14 protein-coding genes are annotated in these 15,294 nt (G+C 41.6%); 11 read left to right on the plus strand and 3 right to left on the minus strand.

From position 1 onward, the window contains the following. Positions 1-62 precede the first annotated feature (62 nt). The 7 genes from ASU00_RS07325 to ASU00_RS07360 all read left to right on the plus strand — a co-directional run bounded on the left by ASU00_RS07325 (position 63) and on the right by ASU00_RS07360 (position 10,159). Positions 63-830, plus strand: coding sequence for a polysaccharide deacetylase family protein (locus ASU00_RS07325; protein ID WP_057912803.1), 768 nt, complete (start codon positions 63-65; stop codon positions 828-830). Between the two features lie 111 nt (positions 831-941). Then, entirely contained in the window at positions 942-1,712 is a 771-nt protein-coding gene (locus ASU00_RS07330; protein ID WP_057912999.1) for a dioxygenase family protein, read from the plus strand. Between the two features lie 352 nt (positions 1,713-2,064). Then, positions 2,065-4,917, plus strand: coding sequence for a 2-oxoglutarate dehydrogenase E1 component (locus tag ASU00_RS07340; protein WP_057912805.1), 2,853 nt, complete (start codon positions 2,065-2,067; stop codon positions 4,915-4,917). 1 nt (position 4,918) lies between these two features. After that, a complete protein-coding gene (odhB, locus tag ASU00_RS07345; RefSeq protein ID WP_057912806.1) occupies positions 4,919-6,196 on the plus strand; it encodes a 2-oxoglutarate dehydrogenase complex dihydrolipoyllysine-residue succinyltransferase in 1,278 nt (425 codons plus the stop codon). A gap of 396 nt (positions 6,197-6,592) precedes the next feature. Continuing rightward, positions 6,593-7,348 (plus strand): DeoR/GlpR family DNA-binding transcription regulator, encoded by a 756-nt coding sequence (locus ASU00_RS07350; RefSeq protein WP_057912807.1) that lies wholly within the window; start codon positions 6,593-6,595, stop codon positions 7,346-7,348. Continuing rightward, positions 7,345-8,265, plus strand: coding sequence for a 1-phosphofructokinase (pfkB, locus tag ASU00_RS07355; RefSeq protein ID WP_057912808.1), 921 nt, complete (start codon positions 7,345-7,347; stop codon positions 8,263-8,265). The genes ASU00_RS07350 and pfkB overlap by 4 nt, the downstream gene beginning before the upstream one ends. 4 nt (positions 8,266-8,269) lie before the next feature. Continuing rightward, positions 8,270-10,159, plus strand: a complete 1,890-nt coding sequence (locus ASU00_RS07360) for a PTS fructose transporter subunit IIABC (protein WP_057912809.1) — start codon at positions 8,270-8,272, stop codon at positions 10,157-10,159. Positions 10,160-10,287: 128 nt separating this feature from the next. Here ASU00_RS07360 and ASU00_RS07365 read toward each other — a convergent pair whose 3' ends face one another. Then, a complete protein-coding gene (locus ASU00_RS07365; protein ID WP_057912810.1) occupies positions 10,288-10,656 on the minus strand; it encodes a VOC family protein in 369 nt (122 codons plus the stop codon). A 176-nt stretch (positions 10,657-10,832) separates the two neighbouring features. Here ASU00_RS07365 and ASU00_RS07370 point away from each other — a divergent pair, with 176 nt between their 5' ends. The 3 genes from ASU00_RS07370 (at position 10,833) to ASU00_RS07380 (ending at position 12,554) form a co-directional block, all read left to right on the plus strand. After that, entirely contained in the window at positions 10,833-11,237 is a 405-nt protein-coding gene (locus ASU00_RS07370; RefSeq protein ID WP_057912811.1) for a secondary thiamine-phosphate synthase enzyme YjbQ, read from the plus strand. A gap of 34 nt (positions 11,238-11,271) precedes the next feature. Beyond that, positions 11,272-11,838, plus strand: a complete 567-nt coding sequence (locus tag ASU00_RS07375) for a GNAT family N-acetyltransferase (RefSeq protein WP_057912812.1) — start codon at positions 11,272-11,274, stop codon at positions 11,836-11,838. Positions 11,839-11,954: 116 nt separating this feature from the next. Continuing rightward, positions 11,955-12,554 carry a cell wall hydrolase gene (locus ASU00_RS07380; protein WP_057912813.1) on the plus strand — a complete coding sequence of 200 codons (600 nt, stop codon included), beginning with the start codon at positions 11,955-11,957 and terminating at the stop codon, positions 12,552-12,554. Positions 12,555-12,619: 65 nt separating this feature from the next. Here ASU00_RS07380 and ASU00_RS07385 read toward each other — a convergent pair whose 3' ends face one another. Next, positions 12,620-13,210 carry a DUF2087 domain-containing protein gene (locus ASU00_RS07385; RefSeq protein WP_057912814.1) on the minus strand — a complete coding sequence of 197 codons (591 nt, stop codon included), beginning with the start codon at positions 13,208-13,210 and terminating at the stop codon, positions 12,620-12,622. Between the two features lie 154 nt (positions 13,211-13,364). On the opposite strand from ASU00_RS07385, the gene trhA reads away from it, so the two are divergent. After that, the gene (trhA, locus tag ASU00_RS07390) at positions 13,365-14,009 is read left to right on the plus strand and encodes a PAQR family membrane homeostasis protein TrhA (RefSeq protein WP_057912815.1); all 645 of its coding nucleotides are present in this window, start codon (positions 13,365-13,367) and stop codon (positions 14,007-14,009) included. Positions 14,010-14,210: 201 nt separating this feature from the next. Here the strand turns inward: trhA and ASU00_RS07400 are convergent, their stop codons facing one another. After that, on the minus strand, positions 14,211-14,783 hold the full coding sequence (locus ASU00_RS07400; protein ID WP_057912817.1) for a biotin transporter BioY: 573 nt from the start codon (positions 14,781-14,783) through the stop codon (positions 14,211-14,213). Positions 14,784-15,294 lie beyond the last annotated feature (511 nt).

The following is a 15,294-nucleotide window of genomic DNA, read 5'->3' on the forward strand; positions in this document are numbered from 1 at the left end:
TTTTTGCGCATGAAACATCTTCGTTAGTACATCTTAATGGTCAAAAGGAAGGAGAGCGAATGATGAAGAGTCTGTTCAAATTAGTTCTTTCCCTGTTGAGTTCTTTCATTATATTTTTCGTTGTGACAGATGTGGGCAAGAGTTACGTACATGCCGTTGTCCCGGAAGAGATGGCGCCCCTTGTAAAAAGTAAAGAAAATCAGAAAATCGCCTACTTGACTTTCGATGATGGACCATCATTGAATACGATGGATATATTAAAAATTTTGAACCGCTATCACGTTAAAGCAACATTTTTTGTGAAGGGAAATGAAGAACCATATGCCAAGGAATGTTATGAGGAAATAATATCACAAGGACATACGATTGCCCTGCATTCCTACACACATGATTATTCCATCGTCTACCGGTCGCCTGAAAGCTTCTTAGAAGATTTGAATAAGCTTGAAACCATGCTGCAAAAGGAGTTTGGGATAAAGAGCCGTATTGTACGCCTTCCAGGCGGGTCGAATAATCGCCTCATGCATCAGGTTGCAACCAAACCAATCATAAATGGAATTCTTCATCAATTAACGGAAAAAGGGTATATTTATGTTGATTGGAATATCGATTCCACGGATGGCTTCAGTCCGTCGATAAGTGAACAACAAATTATTTCTTCCGTACGAAAAGGGACGAAAGATCAAAAGCATGTTAATATTTTATTGCATGATATTAATAGTATGAAAAATACCGTGAAGGCATTGCCCGACATTATCGAGTATCTTAAGAAAGAAGGGTATTCCTTTGATGCTATTGATGAGACAACCCCAAAATTACAATTTAATTGATGAACACATCGTCTATATATAGTCAATTTAATTGATGAACACATCGTCTATATATAGTAAATTAAGGTAGGGGTTAAGAAACTACACATTGTGAAAGGATTTATCGTTTCTATGATGCCATCATTGTTTTTATCACATGGAACACCGTTATTGGCTTTGGAAGATAATAGCTACACTGCTTTTTTGAAAGAGTACATGAAAGCTATGAATAAGCCTGCTGCCATCATTATCTTGTCTGCACATTGGGAAAGTGGAGAGCAATTGATTTCGGCAGTAAGGAAGCATGAAGTCATTTATGATTTTGTTGGTTTTTCTGAAGAAATATTTTCAATAACATATCCTGCTCCAGGGTGTTTGGAGCTGTCGGATCGCATTTTAACTTTACTGTCGAGGATAGGTGTATGGGGCGAGCTTGATGATAGACGTCCCTTAGATCATGGGGCATGGGGGCTATTGCACATCATGTATCCAGAAGCCACTATTCCGATCGTATCTTTGTCCATCAATCCAGAACTTCCGTTAAACAAGCAATATGAAATCGGTAAAGCATTGGGGAAACTAAAAGAAGAAAATGTCCTGATCATCGGAAGCGGTGGAATCGTCCATAACTTCACCCATATTCAGAAGGATATGAATGTTGCAGAGGGGTGGGCCATCAATTTTGAGAATTGGATTGAAGATAAATTATTGAAATGGGATTTGGAATCTTTGTCCAATTATGAACAAATCGCTCCTTATGGCATGGATGCAGTACCTACCAAAGAGCACATCATTCCCTTGATCATCGCCATGGGTGCAGGAGATGATCGCAAAAAAGCGGCTTTGCTGCATAGAACCTTTCAATATGGCAATTTGAGTTTAACAGCTTGGAAGTTTGATTGAACCGGCTAGTTAAATATACCCGCAACATACAAATATATTAAAATGTGCATTTCTTTTTTTAGCGAAAAAAGACTTAAATGAGCAAAAAAGTCAATTAAAGGCGTATATTGGCGAATTAAGCAGAAATATAGTTGCAAAAAGGTTGTATAAAGTGGCATAACCTTTGGATATTTCGACAAAAACATGTTAATATAACATCTGAAAACGTTTTATCCTTTAAAATTTTATTATTCATTGACCAAAATTATTTAAATATCATTCATATATTTGGCGAAAAGATAGAAGATAGAAATTTGGGGATGGATAAAACGCATTGAAAAAAACTACGAGAGAAATTTGGGGGTTTACAAAAATGACCATCAAGGATGCTAAGGCATACGACCCATGGAAAGCTTTTTCAGGTCCAAACCTTGGGTATGTCATGGAGCAATACGATCTATTTCAAGCCAATCCGGAAGAAGTAGATCCGGAACTGAAAAACTTTTTTGAAGTATCAGGTCCACCTTCATTCGATGTATCGGCAGAAACGACAATCGGAAGTGCACCAATTGTACAAACTGGAGAAGTTCTTCCAATGAAGAAAATTATGTCTGCAGTGAAGCTAGCAGAAAACATCCGTGCTTACGGACATCTTGCTGCAAACATTTATCCTTTAAAAGAGGAAGCACTGGATACAGAACAAATCCACTTTGAAAAATACGGGTTAACCGCTGATGATTTAAGGAAAATACCGGCTGACTTTATCTGTCCAGAATCACCTGAAGATGTGAAAGACGGATACGAAGCCGTACAATACTTAAAACAACTTTATACAAAAACGATAGCCTTTGAATTTCACCATGTTAACGACTTGGAAGAAAAGCAATGGCTTACAGATATGGTCGAATCCGGAGGCATGTTCCCGGAAGTGACGAAAGAGAAAAAAGAATTGCTGCTTAAGCGATTGAATGAAGTGGAAGGGTTTGAAAAATTCCTTCACCGCACTTATGTTGGGCAAAAACGTTTCTCTATAGAAGGACTGGATATCCTAGTACCGATCTTAGATGAAATGATTTCACAGACGGTTCAAAATGGCACGGGTAATGTGAATATCGCCATGGCTCACCGCGGTCGCTTGAATGTGCTTGCGCACGTTCTAGGAAAGCCGTATGAAGTCATTTTCTCTGAATTCCAGCATTCACCTAATAAAGATTTGGTACCTTCCGAAGGTTCGACAGGCATTAACAATGGATGGACCGGTGATGTTAAGTACCATTTAGGTTTGGATAAGCAAATTACTAAAGCTAACATACAAAAAGCAAGGATTACTCTTGCCAATAACCCTAGTCACTTGGAAGTAGTCGGTCCAATCGTGGAAGGGTATTCCCGTGCGGCTCAAGAAGACCGTTCAGAAAAGGGATTCCCTGTTCAGGACATTTCCAAATCGCTTGCAATATTGATTCATGGTGATGCAGCATTCCCGGGTGAGGGGATTGTACCGGAAACATTCAACTTAAGCCGTTTACGCGGTTATCAAGTTGGTGGCGCCATCCATATCATCGCCAATAACATGATTGGTTTTACAACCGAAAGTGAAGATTCACGTTCAACCAAGTATGCCAGTGATTTGGCAAAAGGCTTTGAAGTGCCAATCGTGCATGTGAATGCAGATGATCCTGAAGCATGTATGGCTGCAGTGAATCTTGCCAACCAATATCGCGAGAAATATAAAAAAGATTTCTTGATCGATTTAATTGGTTACAGACGTTTTGGCCATAACGAAATGGACGAGCCGTTGGTGACTCAACCAGAAATGTATGCATTGATCCATAAGCATCAAACAGTAAAAGACCTTTATGGTAATAAGCTGATTCATTCTGGTGAGTTCACGGAAGAAGAAGTGAAAGCAATCGCTGAGCAAGTGGATACAAAACTTGCCGACGCCTATGCGAAAATTTCTGGAAACAAACCAGAAGCTTCTAAAGAGTGTAACCCTCCAGGCATAATTGAAAAAGGGCTATCGATTATCGAAACCGGAGTTCCGAAACAAGAACTGGTTTCCATTAACGAAGAACTTGTTAAATGGCCAGAAGGATTCACCCCTAACAAAAAATTAGGGAAGATTTTATCACGCCGCTTGGATTCCTTTGCTGCCGATAATAAAATTGATTGGGCTCACGCCGAGACGCTGGCATTTGCAACGATTTTGAATGACAGTACGCCAATTCGTTTGACAGGGCAAGATTCAGAGCGCGGAACATTTGCACAGCGTAACATCATGTTACATGACAGTGTTAATGGAAAAACTTATTCACCACTTCACACACTTGAAACGGCTAAAGCTTCTTTCGCGGTTCATAACAGCCCGCTTACTGAAACGGCAGTTCTTGCTTATGAATATGGGTATAATGTATTCGCGCCTGAAACACTTGTACTATGGGAAGGCCAATTCGGAGACTTTGCCAATACGGCACAAGTCATTTTTGATCAATTCATCGCGGCAGGCCGTGCGAAATGGGGTCAAAAATCAGGTCTCGTCATGCTGCTTCCACACGGATATGAAGGACAAGGACCAGAGCACTCAAGTGCACGCCTTGAACGTTTCCTTCAATTGGCGGCTGAGAATAACTGGACCGTTGCCAACTTAAGTTCGGCAGCTCAATACTTCCATATCCTTAGAAGACAAGCTAAGATTTTGGATTCAGAGCAAGTACGCCCACTTGTTATCATGACACCGAAGAGCATGCTTCGTAATCAAGTGATGGCTTCTGCAGCTGCAGAATTCAGCGAAGGCTCGTTTGAATCGTTCGTAGAAACGAAGACATTAGGTAAAAAACCTAAATCGGTTGAACGCATTGTCTTCGCAACTGGTAAATTGGCGGTTGAACTTCGTGAAAAAGCGGCAGCTGAAGAAAATACGGATTGGCTGCAAATCATCAGTATCGAAGAGATTTACCCATTCCCGTTCACTGGGGTTCAAGAAGCATTGAAAAAATATACGAATCTTAAAGAAATCTTCTGGGCTCAAGAAGAACCTAAGAACATGGGGGCTTGGACATTTGTTGAACCACGTCTTAATGCAGCGGCTCCTCGTAACCTTTCCGTAACATATATCGGAAGGAAGCGCAGATCAAGCCCGGCTGAGGGAGATCCACTTGTCCATAAAAATGAACAACAACGGATTATGACTCAAGCAATTACACGCAATAATGAGGGGGAGAAATAAAATGGCTGAAGTAAAAGTACCTGAATTAGCAGAATCAATTTCTGAAGGATCTATTGCGCAATGGTTAAAACAACCCGGTGACCACGTGGAAAAAGGAGAATATGTCCTTGAACTGGAAACGGATAAAGTAAACGTGGAAATCATTTCGGATTATACGGGTACACTTTCTGAACATTTAGCAGAAGAAGGCGACACTGTTCAAGTTGGACAAGCCATCGCCATCGTCGATGAGAATGGATCAGCTGCAGCAACTCCAAAAGCGGAGGCTCCAAAAGCAGAAGAATCTAAAGCCGAGCCAGCTAAAAAGGAACAAGCCGCTCCTGCTAAAGAGGCTCCGAAAGCAGAAACGAAAGAAGCTTCAGCCACTCAACAAGTTATTGCTTCACCAGCTGCAAGGAAATTGGCTCGTGAAAAAGGAATTGACTTGACTCAAGTGCCTGTTGCCGACCCGCTAGGCCGTGTGCGTGTACAAGATGTAGAAGCTGCAACCAAGGCTCCAGCCGCTCCAGCAGCACCTGCAGCAGCAACAAATACAGCGCCGGCAGCTAAACAAGCCGCAGCACCAGTTGAAGTGAATGATGACCGTATTGAAGTGGTTAAGATGACTCGCCGTCGCCAAACCATTGCCAAGCGTCTAGTTCAAGTACAATCCGAAGCAGCCATGCTTACAACTTTTAATGAAGTCGATCTTTCTGCAGTGATGGAATTGCGCAGCCGCCATAAAGATTCTTTCGTGAAAACAAATGATGTTAAACTTGGCTTCATGTCATTCTTCACTAAAGCAGTCATTGGCGCTTTGAAGAAATATCCGTTATTGAATGCAGAAATCAAAGGCGACCATATCCTGAAAAAGAACTTTTATGATATCGGTGTAGCCGTATCCACTGACGAAGGTTTAGTTGTACCTGTCGTAAGGGATGCTGACCGCAAAAGCTTCGCTGAAATCGAAAAGAACATTTCGGATTTGGCTGTTAAAGCACGTAACAATAAACTAGGACTCTCAGATTTATCTGGTGGTACTTTCACCATCACAAACGGCGGTACTTTCGGTTCCCTATTATCTACACCGATCTTGAATGCCCCTCAAGTTGGGATCTTGGGCATGCATACAATTAAGACTCGCCCAATCGCTGTTGGAGATCAAATCGAAAACAGACCGATGATGTACCTTGCATTATCTTACGATCACCGTATCGTAGACGGAAAAGAAGCTGTTGGTTTCTTAGTGGCTATCAAAGATATGCTGGAAGATCCAGAACAACTTTTACTTCAAGGATAATTAAAAATTAAATTATATAAAGTTGATTGGAACGGAAGGCGCGAGACTCCTGCGGGAATACGAGTCCAAGGGAGACTCTACAGGCGCAAATGCGCCAATGAGTCCCCCGGACCGCCCGCGGAAAGCGGGTGCGTAGAAAATCAACTTTCATATGGTACACACCGCAAAAAAACCTCTGTCATCAGGACAGAGGTTTTTTTGTGTGAAAGAATAATACATATTTTCATAGGTGAAGTGAATGATAATGCATACATGCCTAGTGGAAGGTTCAATAATATGAATGTTTATGGATGAAATTTATAATAAAATGAATGATTTTGAATAATTTTAAATGTTTTTGATTGATTATTTATCTTATTTCTTATATGATGATGATATTAAAGTGAGGTGGAAGGATTGTTAACGACTGAAAGACACGAATTCATCATATCGATCCTAAAAAAACAAGGAACGGTAAAGCTTCAGGAGCTTGTAGATCAGCTACACGCCTCGGAGTCGACGATTCGGAGGGATTTAGTGCAGCTGGAAGAAATGAAGCTTCTGAAACGTGTGCATGGCGGAGCCTCCTTGCTTCAAAGAAAAGGCCTTGAACCGACCACGATGGAAAAGCAAAATAAAGCAACGGCTGAAAAGCAGCTGATAGCAAAGCGGGCGTCAGCATTCATCGAGAAAAATGATTGCATTTACCTTGATGCAGGTACGACCACGGCAGAAATGATTCCTTATTTAAAAGAGAAAAATGTAACGGTCATGACAAATGGTCTCATGCATATTCCAAAGCTGATCGAGCTGGAAATCAAAACCGTTTTAGTGGGCGGTACGATAAAATTCTCGACAAATGCAGTTATCGGAAGCAATGCGGGGCAATTTTTGAATGAATACCGTTTTGATAAATGTTTCTTGGGAATGAATGGAATCCATCATGAGATGGGTTTCACAACCCCTGATCCGGAAGAAGCCTTATTGAAGAAGTTGGCAATCAATCTCTCAAATGAAACGTACGTGCTTTGTGATAGCTCAAAGCTGAATGAGGCGACGTTTACAAAGGTAGCAGATGTAAGCGATGCCATAATCATAACGGATAGCAATGATAGAGAGGCTATTGCTCAACTTCAAAAAAATCCAAAGGTAAAGGTTGTGACCATTTCATGATTTATACAGTGACACTCAATCCATCCATCGATTATTTGGTTGAAGTCGAAAACTTTCATATAGGCAAGGTGAATCGGACTCGATATGATGCAAAATTCCCCGGGGGAAAAGGGATTAACGTTTCCCGTGTGCTTAAAAGGCTTGGAAATAATACGACGGCCCTGGGGTTCATCGGGGGCCAAACCGGTGAGTTCGTAAAACGATTTTTAAAGCAAGAAGAGATCTTTACCGATTTTACGGAGATTGCGGGAGATACGAGAATTAACATTAAATTAAAAACGGGGGTCGAGACTGAAATAAACAGTCAGGGACCTACCATTTCAAAAGGGAATTACCAACAACTATTCAGTCAGATCGAGCAACTGCAAAGTAACGATATTCTCATTTTGTCAGGCAGCATCCCTTCAAGCATTCCTGCGGAAGTATATGCAGCGATGGCAGAGTCTTGTTCCGTTAACGGCATTAAAGTGGTGGTGGATACGAGCGGAAAAGAATTACTGAATGTCCTTGTGCATCGGCCTTTTCTAATAAAGCCCAATCATCATGAATTGGGTGAACTATTTGGCACGGAAATAAAAACGGTTGCCGATGCCGTTGAGTATGGGACTAAATTGATTGAAAAAGGGGCTCAAAACGTGATCGTTTCCATGGCGGGAGCGGGTGCCGTGCTTTGCTCGGAAGGAAAGTGCTACACGGCGAATGTGCCAAAGGGAAAAGTCATCAACTCGGTCGGTGCCGGTGACTCCATGGTGGCAGGGTTCATCGGGTCCTATGAAAAGACCGGTGATCTATTAGCTGCTTTTCGCTTCAGTTTAGCGGCAGGAAGCGCGACTGCCTTTTCATCCGACCTTGGTACATTGGATAAAATTGAAGAATTATTGCCACAAATCGATTTCAACGAACTAACAGGGAGCTGACTTTATGAAAATCACGGACTTGTTAAAATTGGATACTATCATTATCGACCTTCAAAGTGTTTCAAAGCAAGCTGTCATTGACGAACTATCAGGGAAATTAGCCGAAGCTGGCCGATTAAACGATGTGGAGGCTTTCAAAGCTGCCATCTTAAAACGTGAAGAACAAAGTACGACAGGGATTGGTGAAGGGATAGCCATACCACACGCTAAAACAAGTGCTGTGAGGATACCGGCCATCTGTTTCGGCAAAACGGTTAATGGTGTCGACTATGACTCACTTGACGGTCAGCCAGCTCATCTTTTCTTTATGATCGCAGCAAGTGAAGGAGCGAATTCCGATCACTTGGAAACCCTTTCCCGGCTTTCTTCGTTGCTGATGGATGAAAAATTCAGGGCTCAATTGATGTCTGCTTCTTCTGGTGAGGAAGTGGTAGAAATAATCAATCAAAAGGAAAGGGAAGCCGAGGAAGAGGAAGCAAGAGAAGACGGGCAATTAAACAAAGTTGATAGTGAAAATAACAAAGGAAAAATCCTTGCCGTTACAGCTTGTCCAACTGGAATTGCTCATACGTATATGGCAGCTGATGCGCTCAAGACGAAAGCAAAGGAATTGGGAATCGATTTCAAAGTGGAAACGAATGGGTCGACGGGCATCAAGAACGCTTTGACCGCTGCAGAAATTGAAGAGGCGGATGCGATCATCGTTGCCGCTGATAAACAGGTCGAGATGGATCGTTTCAATGGGAAGCATGTGATCATCGTTCCGGTTGCCCAAGGAATTCGGAAGACCGAAGAACTGTTGACCAGAGCCATGGAACAGGATGCGCCTGTTTACAAAGGATCTGGCAAAGATAAAAGTGACGAAGCAGAACCCAATAGCGGTCTGGGGATTTACAAGCACTTAATGAATGGGGTAAGTAATATGCTCCCATTTGTAGTGGGTGGAGGGATCTTGATTGCGCTTTCTTTCTTTTTTGGAATCGAGGCAGCCGATCCGGCAAACCCACAGTATAATCCCATTGCCAAAGCGTTAAGTGATATTGGCGGGGGAAATGGTGCCTTCTTCTTGCTTGTTCCTATCCTTGCCGGTTTCATTGCTTCATCTATAGCCGACCGACCAGGTTTTGCTCCTGGTATGGTTGGAGGCCTTTTGGCTGCTCAGGCTAATGCCGGTTTTCTTGGCGGACTAATTGCCGGTTTCCTAGCTGGGTATATTGTCTTGCTTTTAAAGAAATTGTTTTCCAAGTTACCGCATACTCTCGAAGGAATAAAACCTGTACTTCTATATCCTGTATTTGGAATGTTAATTACCGGATTAATCATGATTTTCCTTATCAATGAACCAGTGACGGCCATTAACCAAGGCCTGACCAATTGGCTCCAAGGATTGTCAGGTACGAATGCCATATTCCTTGGCTTGATCCTTGGAGGGATGATGGCGGTAGATATGGGCGGACCGATTAACAAAGCTGCCTTCACTTTTGGCATAGCGGCTATTGAAGCTTCCAGCTTCGGACCACATGCTGCAGTCATGGCTGGTGGAATGGTTCCGCCATTGGGAATTGCTTTGGCAACAACGTTCTTTAAAAGCAAATTCAGTGAAACGGAACGGAAATCAGGCTTTACCAATTACTTTATGGGCGCTTCATTCATAACAGAAGGAGCCATCCCTTTTGCGGCAGCCGATCCATTGCGGGTCATCGTCAGCAGCGTGATTGGTGCAGCGACTGCGGGTGCGCTGTCAATGGCCTTTAACGTGACGCTGCCTGCACCGCATGGAGGAATATTCGTCATTCCTCTTGTCAATCATCCTATCCTCTATTTGCTGGCCATATTAATTGGATCTCTCATCACCGCTTTATTATTGGGTTTATGGAAAAAGAAACAGCTTTAAACAAAAGGCGGGTCCAATTAGATTGGACCCGCTTTTCAGGATAAAGACAAACTCGATAAAAATCGAATTTGTCTTTATTTTTTTATGGGATGTTCAATTGGACGTGGATTTCCACTCCAGGCACTCGCTTATATCCACTCCAAAATTTCTAGCCGATTTCCGAAAGGGTCCGCTACAAAAATTCGGTTTGCACCAGGTAGCCGTTCATCTTCTATAAATGAGATATCACTAAGAATTAAGTGCTGTTTCAGGCCTGGGAGATTTTCTACTTCAAGCGCTGGATGGGCCTTTCGGGCTGGTATGAAAGATTCCTCCGTTCCGATATGAATGTTGACAGGGCCGGCTTTAAACCATACTCCCCCGTTTGCTTTTAAGGTGTCGGGTTTTTCGATTTCCTGGAGCATTAGAATCCCATGATAAAACTTTCTGGATATGTCCTCGCTGCCCTTGGGAGAGGCTAATTGAAAATGATCGATTGATTTATACTGGAAATTCATTATGCTACACACTCCTAGTTCATTATATTTCCAATTTTAAATCGAAAAGCACAATAAGAAAAGCTTAATTTGTTTATTGGAAGTGATAGGTTTCCTTTATCACCAGCTGGAATATAAAAGCATAAGTTTCACGCTATTGGGTATAGAAATATAAAAAGAAGAAGGAGTGAACATACATGCTGAAGAAATATACTTTAAAAACGACGAAACGAGATGATATGATTGACGTTTCAAACGAAGTGCAGGCTTTTATCTCGGAATGCGGAATCGACGAGGGCATAGCTCTCATTTATTGCCCGCATACGACTGCAGGAATCACGATCAATGAAAATGCCGATCCTGATGTCAAAAAGGATATGCTCAGAAGATTGGATGAGCAATATCCTTGGAATCATACACTGGACTTACATATGGAAGGAAACACGGCGGCCCATTTGAAATCAAGTACGGTCGGTTCTTCACAGCAGGTCATCATTCATAAGGGGAGTTTGATCCTTGGTACATGGCAGGGTTTGTACTTTTGTGAATTTGATGGACCGAGAGAGAGACATTTTTTTATAAAATTGGATGTTGACCGTTAAAAACGGGGATAGAGGCAGAAGTGGAGGACGCAAATTGGAAGATATTCGAATTGAAGGTAAAAGAGTTAGTTTACGGAACGTGAAGGAAACCGATCTCAAATGCTTATGGAGCTTGAAATATGGGGAAGTTAATCCGGAATGGAAGAAGTGGGATGCGCCATATTTTCCTTTGGAGCTCATTGATTTCGCCATGTTTATCGATAAAGAAACGAAGATGAAAGCCTTTGATGAAAAGATAGGGGCATACTCCGAGCTTTTGCTTGAAGTCGAAGATCAAATAATCGGTTCCATTGTGTATTATTGGGAACACGAACCTTCACGTTGGCTTGAAATCGGGATAACGATTTTTGAGCCGACGTATTGGAATGGAGGCTATGGGACGGAAGCACTAAAAATGTACATAGGCTACTTGTTTGAAAATATCGAAATCGAACGGGTTGGGCTGACGACCTGGTCAGGCAATACGCGTATGATGGCTGTTGGAGAAAAGGTAGGAATGCAAATCGAAGGCAGGATGAGAAAGTGCCGTTATTATGACGGAATTTATTATGATTCGATCAGAATGGGAATATTACGGGAAGAATGGGAAATTAAGAAATAACGTTAGTCATGGATATGCGTGTAATTATTTCCTTGATTTCCTTGGAAAAAATTTAGCACTGTTTTCTCTTATATGGTCTGTTATCCTTGGTAGGTGCTTAACGAGGAGGTTACAGGATGAAATTATCAGCAATAATAGCCGTGATAATAACTCTAAGTGTCATCGCAATAGGAATCGTTTTTCCTAAAGGAACGACCAGTAAAGCTTCTGATGGAGCAACCAAGCATGTCATTAAACAAGGCGAATCGATTTGGGACGTCGCCAAGCAGCATGGTGTACCCATCGCGAAGTTAAAAAAAGCCAATCATAATGTCAACAATGTTGCCGAACCTGGTAAAACATTGATCATTCCACATGTAATGAGTGAAAAAGATAAAGAATTATTAGCAAGACTTGTGCATGCAGAAGCAAAAGGAGAACCGTATAGAGGAAAGGTCGAAGTGGCAGGTGTAGTATTGAATCGTTTGGACAGTGATGAATTTCCCGATACTGTGAGGGAAGTGATTTATCAAAAAAATCAATTCTCGCCTGTTGGTGATGGCAGTATTAACCGTCCTGCCGGCAAAGACGCCAAGAAGGCTGTCAATGAAGCATTGGCGATTCACGGCTACACAAATGATGCCTTGTATTTTTGGAATCCTAGCATATCGGACAGCGAATGGATGAAAAAATTGGAGGTCATCAAAATTATTGGCGGCCATCATTTTGCCATTTAAAAAACATCAAGCAAGCCGGCTCACCCTATCATGGGAGGCCGGTTTTTTTGCTGCCTATTTACATGCTAGTCGATAGGAGCCCACATCTCGCGTGGGTTGAGTTCATAAATGCTGTTTTCCCGATACATGATACTGCCGATGATGAACTCACGCCGTATCGTTGCGTAATCATCATGAAAGGTTTGAATGAAAGCATTCAATTCTTTTTCCTCATATTTACGTCCACTTTCCAAGAGGCTGGCAATATGGTAAAGAACGATCAATTTCTTTTTTCTCTGTGCCGGGATGGTCTTTAATCGACGACCATCTGCCGTAAAGAAATTTTCAAGGATCCTTTTATGCTCTCCTGTCAGTTTTTGATTATCCATAGTATTGGATTCCCCCTTATTTGAAATCATTTCAGGTAATGCTCGAGAATAATGCTGAAGGACATCATCATTTAAATAATAATAGACCGAATTTTTTTCCCTCCGATCCCTCACTAAATTGACCTCCTTCAATTTCGTTAAATGGTGTGAAATGGTAGGGGCTGTCAGTTTCAAGATGCCTGCAAGTGCCTGTCCGCGTTTCGGACCGTTTGCAAGAATGGATATAATTCGTATCCTCGTCACATCACCCATCGTTTTATGGAAAGCGACCAATTTTTCAATTTGCACGTTCATCCCACCTAGTTAGATTATTATCTAATTAGATGATAATCTAACTAGGTGGCAATTTCAAGTTAATATACAATTTACTACATTGCTTTCGCTTAACTGATGTATAATAAAGTTATTAAATAATGTTAATGGAAGAGTTAGGAGCTGTTACATGGCCAATACACATGTTTATACAAAGAAAGAAGAAGTGGTCAATGCGATAACTCATGGAATCGGTGCGTTATTAAGCATTGCCGCCCTAGTATTTTTAATCATTTTTTCCGCCCAGAAAGGCCCGCCTTGGCATGTTGTCGTTTCAATCATTTATGGCGTTTCCATGCTTCTTTTATATATATCATCCACTTTGGTTCATAGCTTTCCGGAGGGGAAAACAAAAGATATTTTTGAAATCTTCGATCATTCAGCGATCTATATATTCATTGCAGGAACATATACACCCATCATGCTGCTTGTAATTCAAGGATCTATAGGCTGGACGTTACTCGGAATAATCTGGGGAGTCGCAATCGTCGGCGTCGTCTTTAAAGCTTTTTATGTGAAAAAATTCTTATTCCTTTCAACGATCCTTTATATCGCCATGGGGTGGATGATCGTTATCGTCTGGGGTCCACTAACGGCAACAGTGCCTGCAGCTGGTATCCAGCTCTTGATTGCAGGGGGATTGTTATATACGTTTGGAGCGATTTTCTATGTTTGGCGGGGTTTTCCCTTCCACCACGCCGTTTGGCACGTATTCGTGCTTGGTGGCTCTGTTACACACTTTTTTGCTATATTGTTTTATATTATTCCACTTTGAATGCTCCTATAGTAAAATGGGTACGGTTAGCAAAGGGGATAATATATATTTTGCTATTCATTCGGACTATGGGGATAGGACCGCAATATACATTTGTGAAAAAGATTCTTTTATTAAGAGTCTTTTTTTTTTTGAGGTTACGGTAAAAAAAGAAGGGGTACCAAAAGCGGTACCCCTTCTTGCATGGTCAGTTTTTTTAGCTTAACGGGAAAGTGTCGCATTTTTTTTCGGAAGCATATTGGCTGACGCTAATCTGGAACGGATCGTAATTCCAAGCCAAGATGCAAGGAAAGCCTTCAGGATCCCGACAATAATGAATGGAGCAAAACCACTGGCAAACGCCACTGTCCAAGATAGTGAGCTTATATACTTCAACCAAACCGTTCCAATTACCAAAGTAAGTATCATTCCTATTACATTTGCAAGGAATGCCATTGGCACGGTGAAGCGCGTTTTTTCCAATATCAGGCCGGTTATATAGACTGTAGGAATATAGGATAATAAATAACCGCCGGTTGGACCGAATATTTTGGCAAGGCCGCCGGACATTTCGGCGAAAACCGGTACTCCAGCCGCTCCAATGAATAAGTATAGTAAAACGGAAGAGGTTCCATAGCGTGAACCAAGAATCGTCGCTGCCAGACCGACTGCCAGTGTTTGACCTGTAATCGGTACCAAGGGCAGTGGTATCGTGATTTGAGCCAGTATTCCAATAAGTGCTGCAAACAAAGCTGTTACCATCATCATTCTTAACTTCTCGTGACTTTCCTTCATCGTGCTTCCTCCTAATGTAAACCTTTTTGTTTTTATAGTTAACATATAATGAATTTTAATATGTTACGCAATTACTGTCAATACATAATGCATTGCAGAACCTCAGAAAAGCAGGAAACACTAAACTTACCCGATAATAAAAAACAAAAATGAGGATGGAAAGTATCTCCACGCTCATTGGAATTTTATGCTGGCCAGGTATATCCAAGGAAGCGATTGACATGTAAGCTTAGGCAATACCGTTCCAACGTATAGAAGATGTATGTTATGAAATTACAACTTTTTCATTCTAAACTATGTTTTGAATTTTATTTATAAATAGGCAACAGCAGGCTGTTGAATGATGAAAATTTCCTCGTCTTACCTGATGCAATATCCTGTCTTCTATATAGACGATAATCGTCGGGTTTAAGGACGTTTACATTATTTCCCTCGAAATAAATAAAATATTTGCTACTTGTTCATCATCTTTGTTTCAGGACTTGATCTAGCTTTTATGAGACTAGTTGCA

Source organism: Peribacillus muralis (genome assembly GCF_001439925.1).
Lineage (GTDB): Bacteria > Bacillota > Bacilli > Bacillales > DSM-1321 > Peribacillus > Peribacillus muralis.

Coding starts and splice junctions, on each gene's coding strand:
- ASU00_RS07325 (WP_057912803.1), top strand. CDS start 63: ATGAAGAGTCTGTTCAAATTAGTTCTTTCCCTGTTGAGTTCTTTCATT.
- ASU00_RS07330 (WP_057912999.1), top strand. CDS start 942: ATGATGCCATCATTGTTTTTATCACATGGAACACCGTTATTGGCTTTG.
- ASU00_RS07340 (WP_057912805.1), top strand. CDS start 2,065: ATGACCATCAAGGATGCTAAGGCATACGACCCATGGAAAGCTTTTTCA.
- odhB (WP_057912806.1), top strand. CDS start 4,919: ATGGCTGAAGTAAAAGTACCTGAATTAGCAGAATCAATTTCTGAAGGA.
- pfkB (WP_057912808.1), top strand. CDS start 7,345: ATGATTTATACAGTGACACTCAATCCATCCATCGATTATTTGGTTGAA.
- ASU00_RS07360 (WP_057912809.1), top strand. CDS start 8,270: ATGAAAATCACGGACTTGTTAAAATTGGATACTATCATTATCGACCTT.
- ASU00_RS07365 (WP_057912810.1), bottom strand. CDS start 10,656: ATGAATTTCCAGTATAAATCAATCGATCATTTTCAATTAGCCTCTCCC.
- ASU00_RS07370 (WP_057912811.1), top strand. CDS start 10,833: ATGCTGAAGAAATATACTTTAAAAACGACGAAACGAGATGATATGATT.
- ASU00_RS07380 (WP_057912813.1), top strand. CDS start 11,955: ATGAAATTATCAGCAATAATAGCCGTGATAATAACTCTAAGTGTCATC.
- trhA (WP_057912815.1), top strand. CDS start 13,365: ATGGCCAATACACATGTTTATACAAAGAAAGAAGAAGTGGTCAATGCG.
- ASU00_RS07400 (WP_057912817.1), bottom strand. CDS start 14,783: ATGAAGGAAAGTCACGAGAAGTTAAGAATGATGATGGTAACAGCTTTG.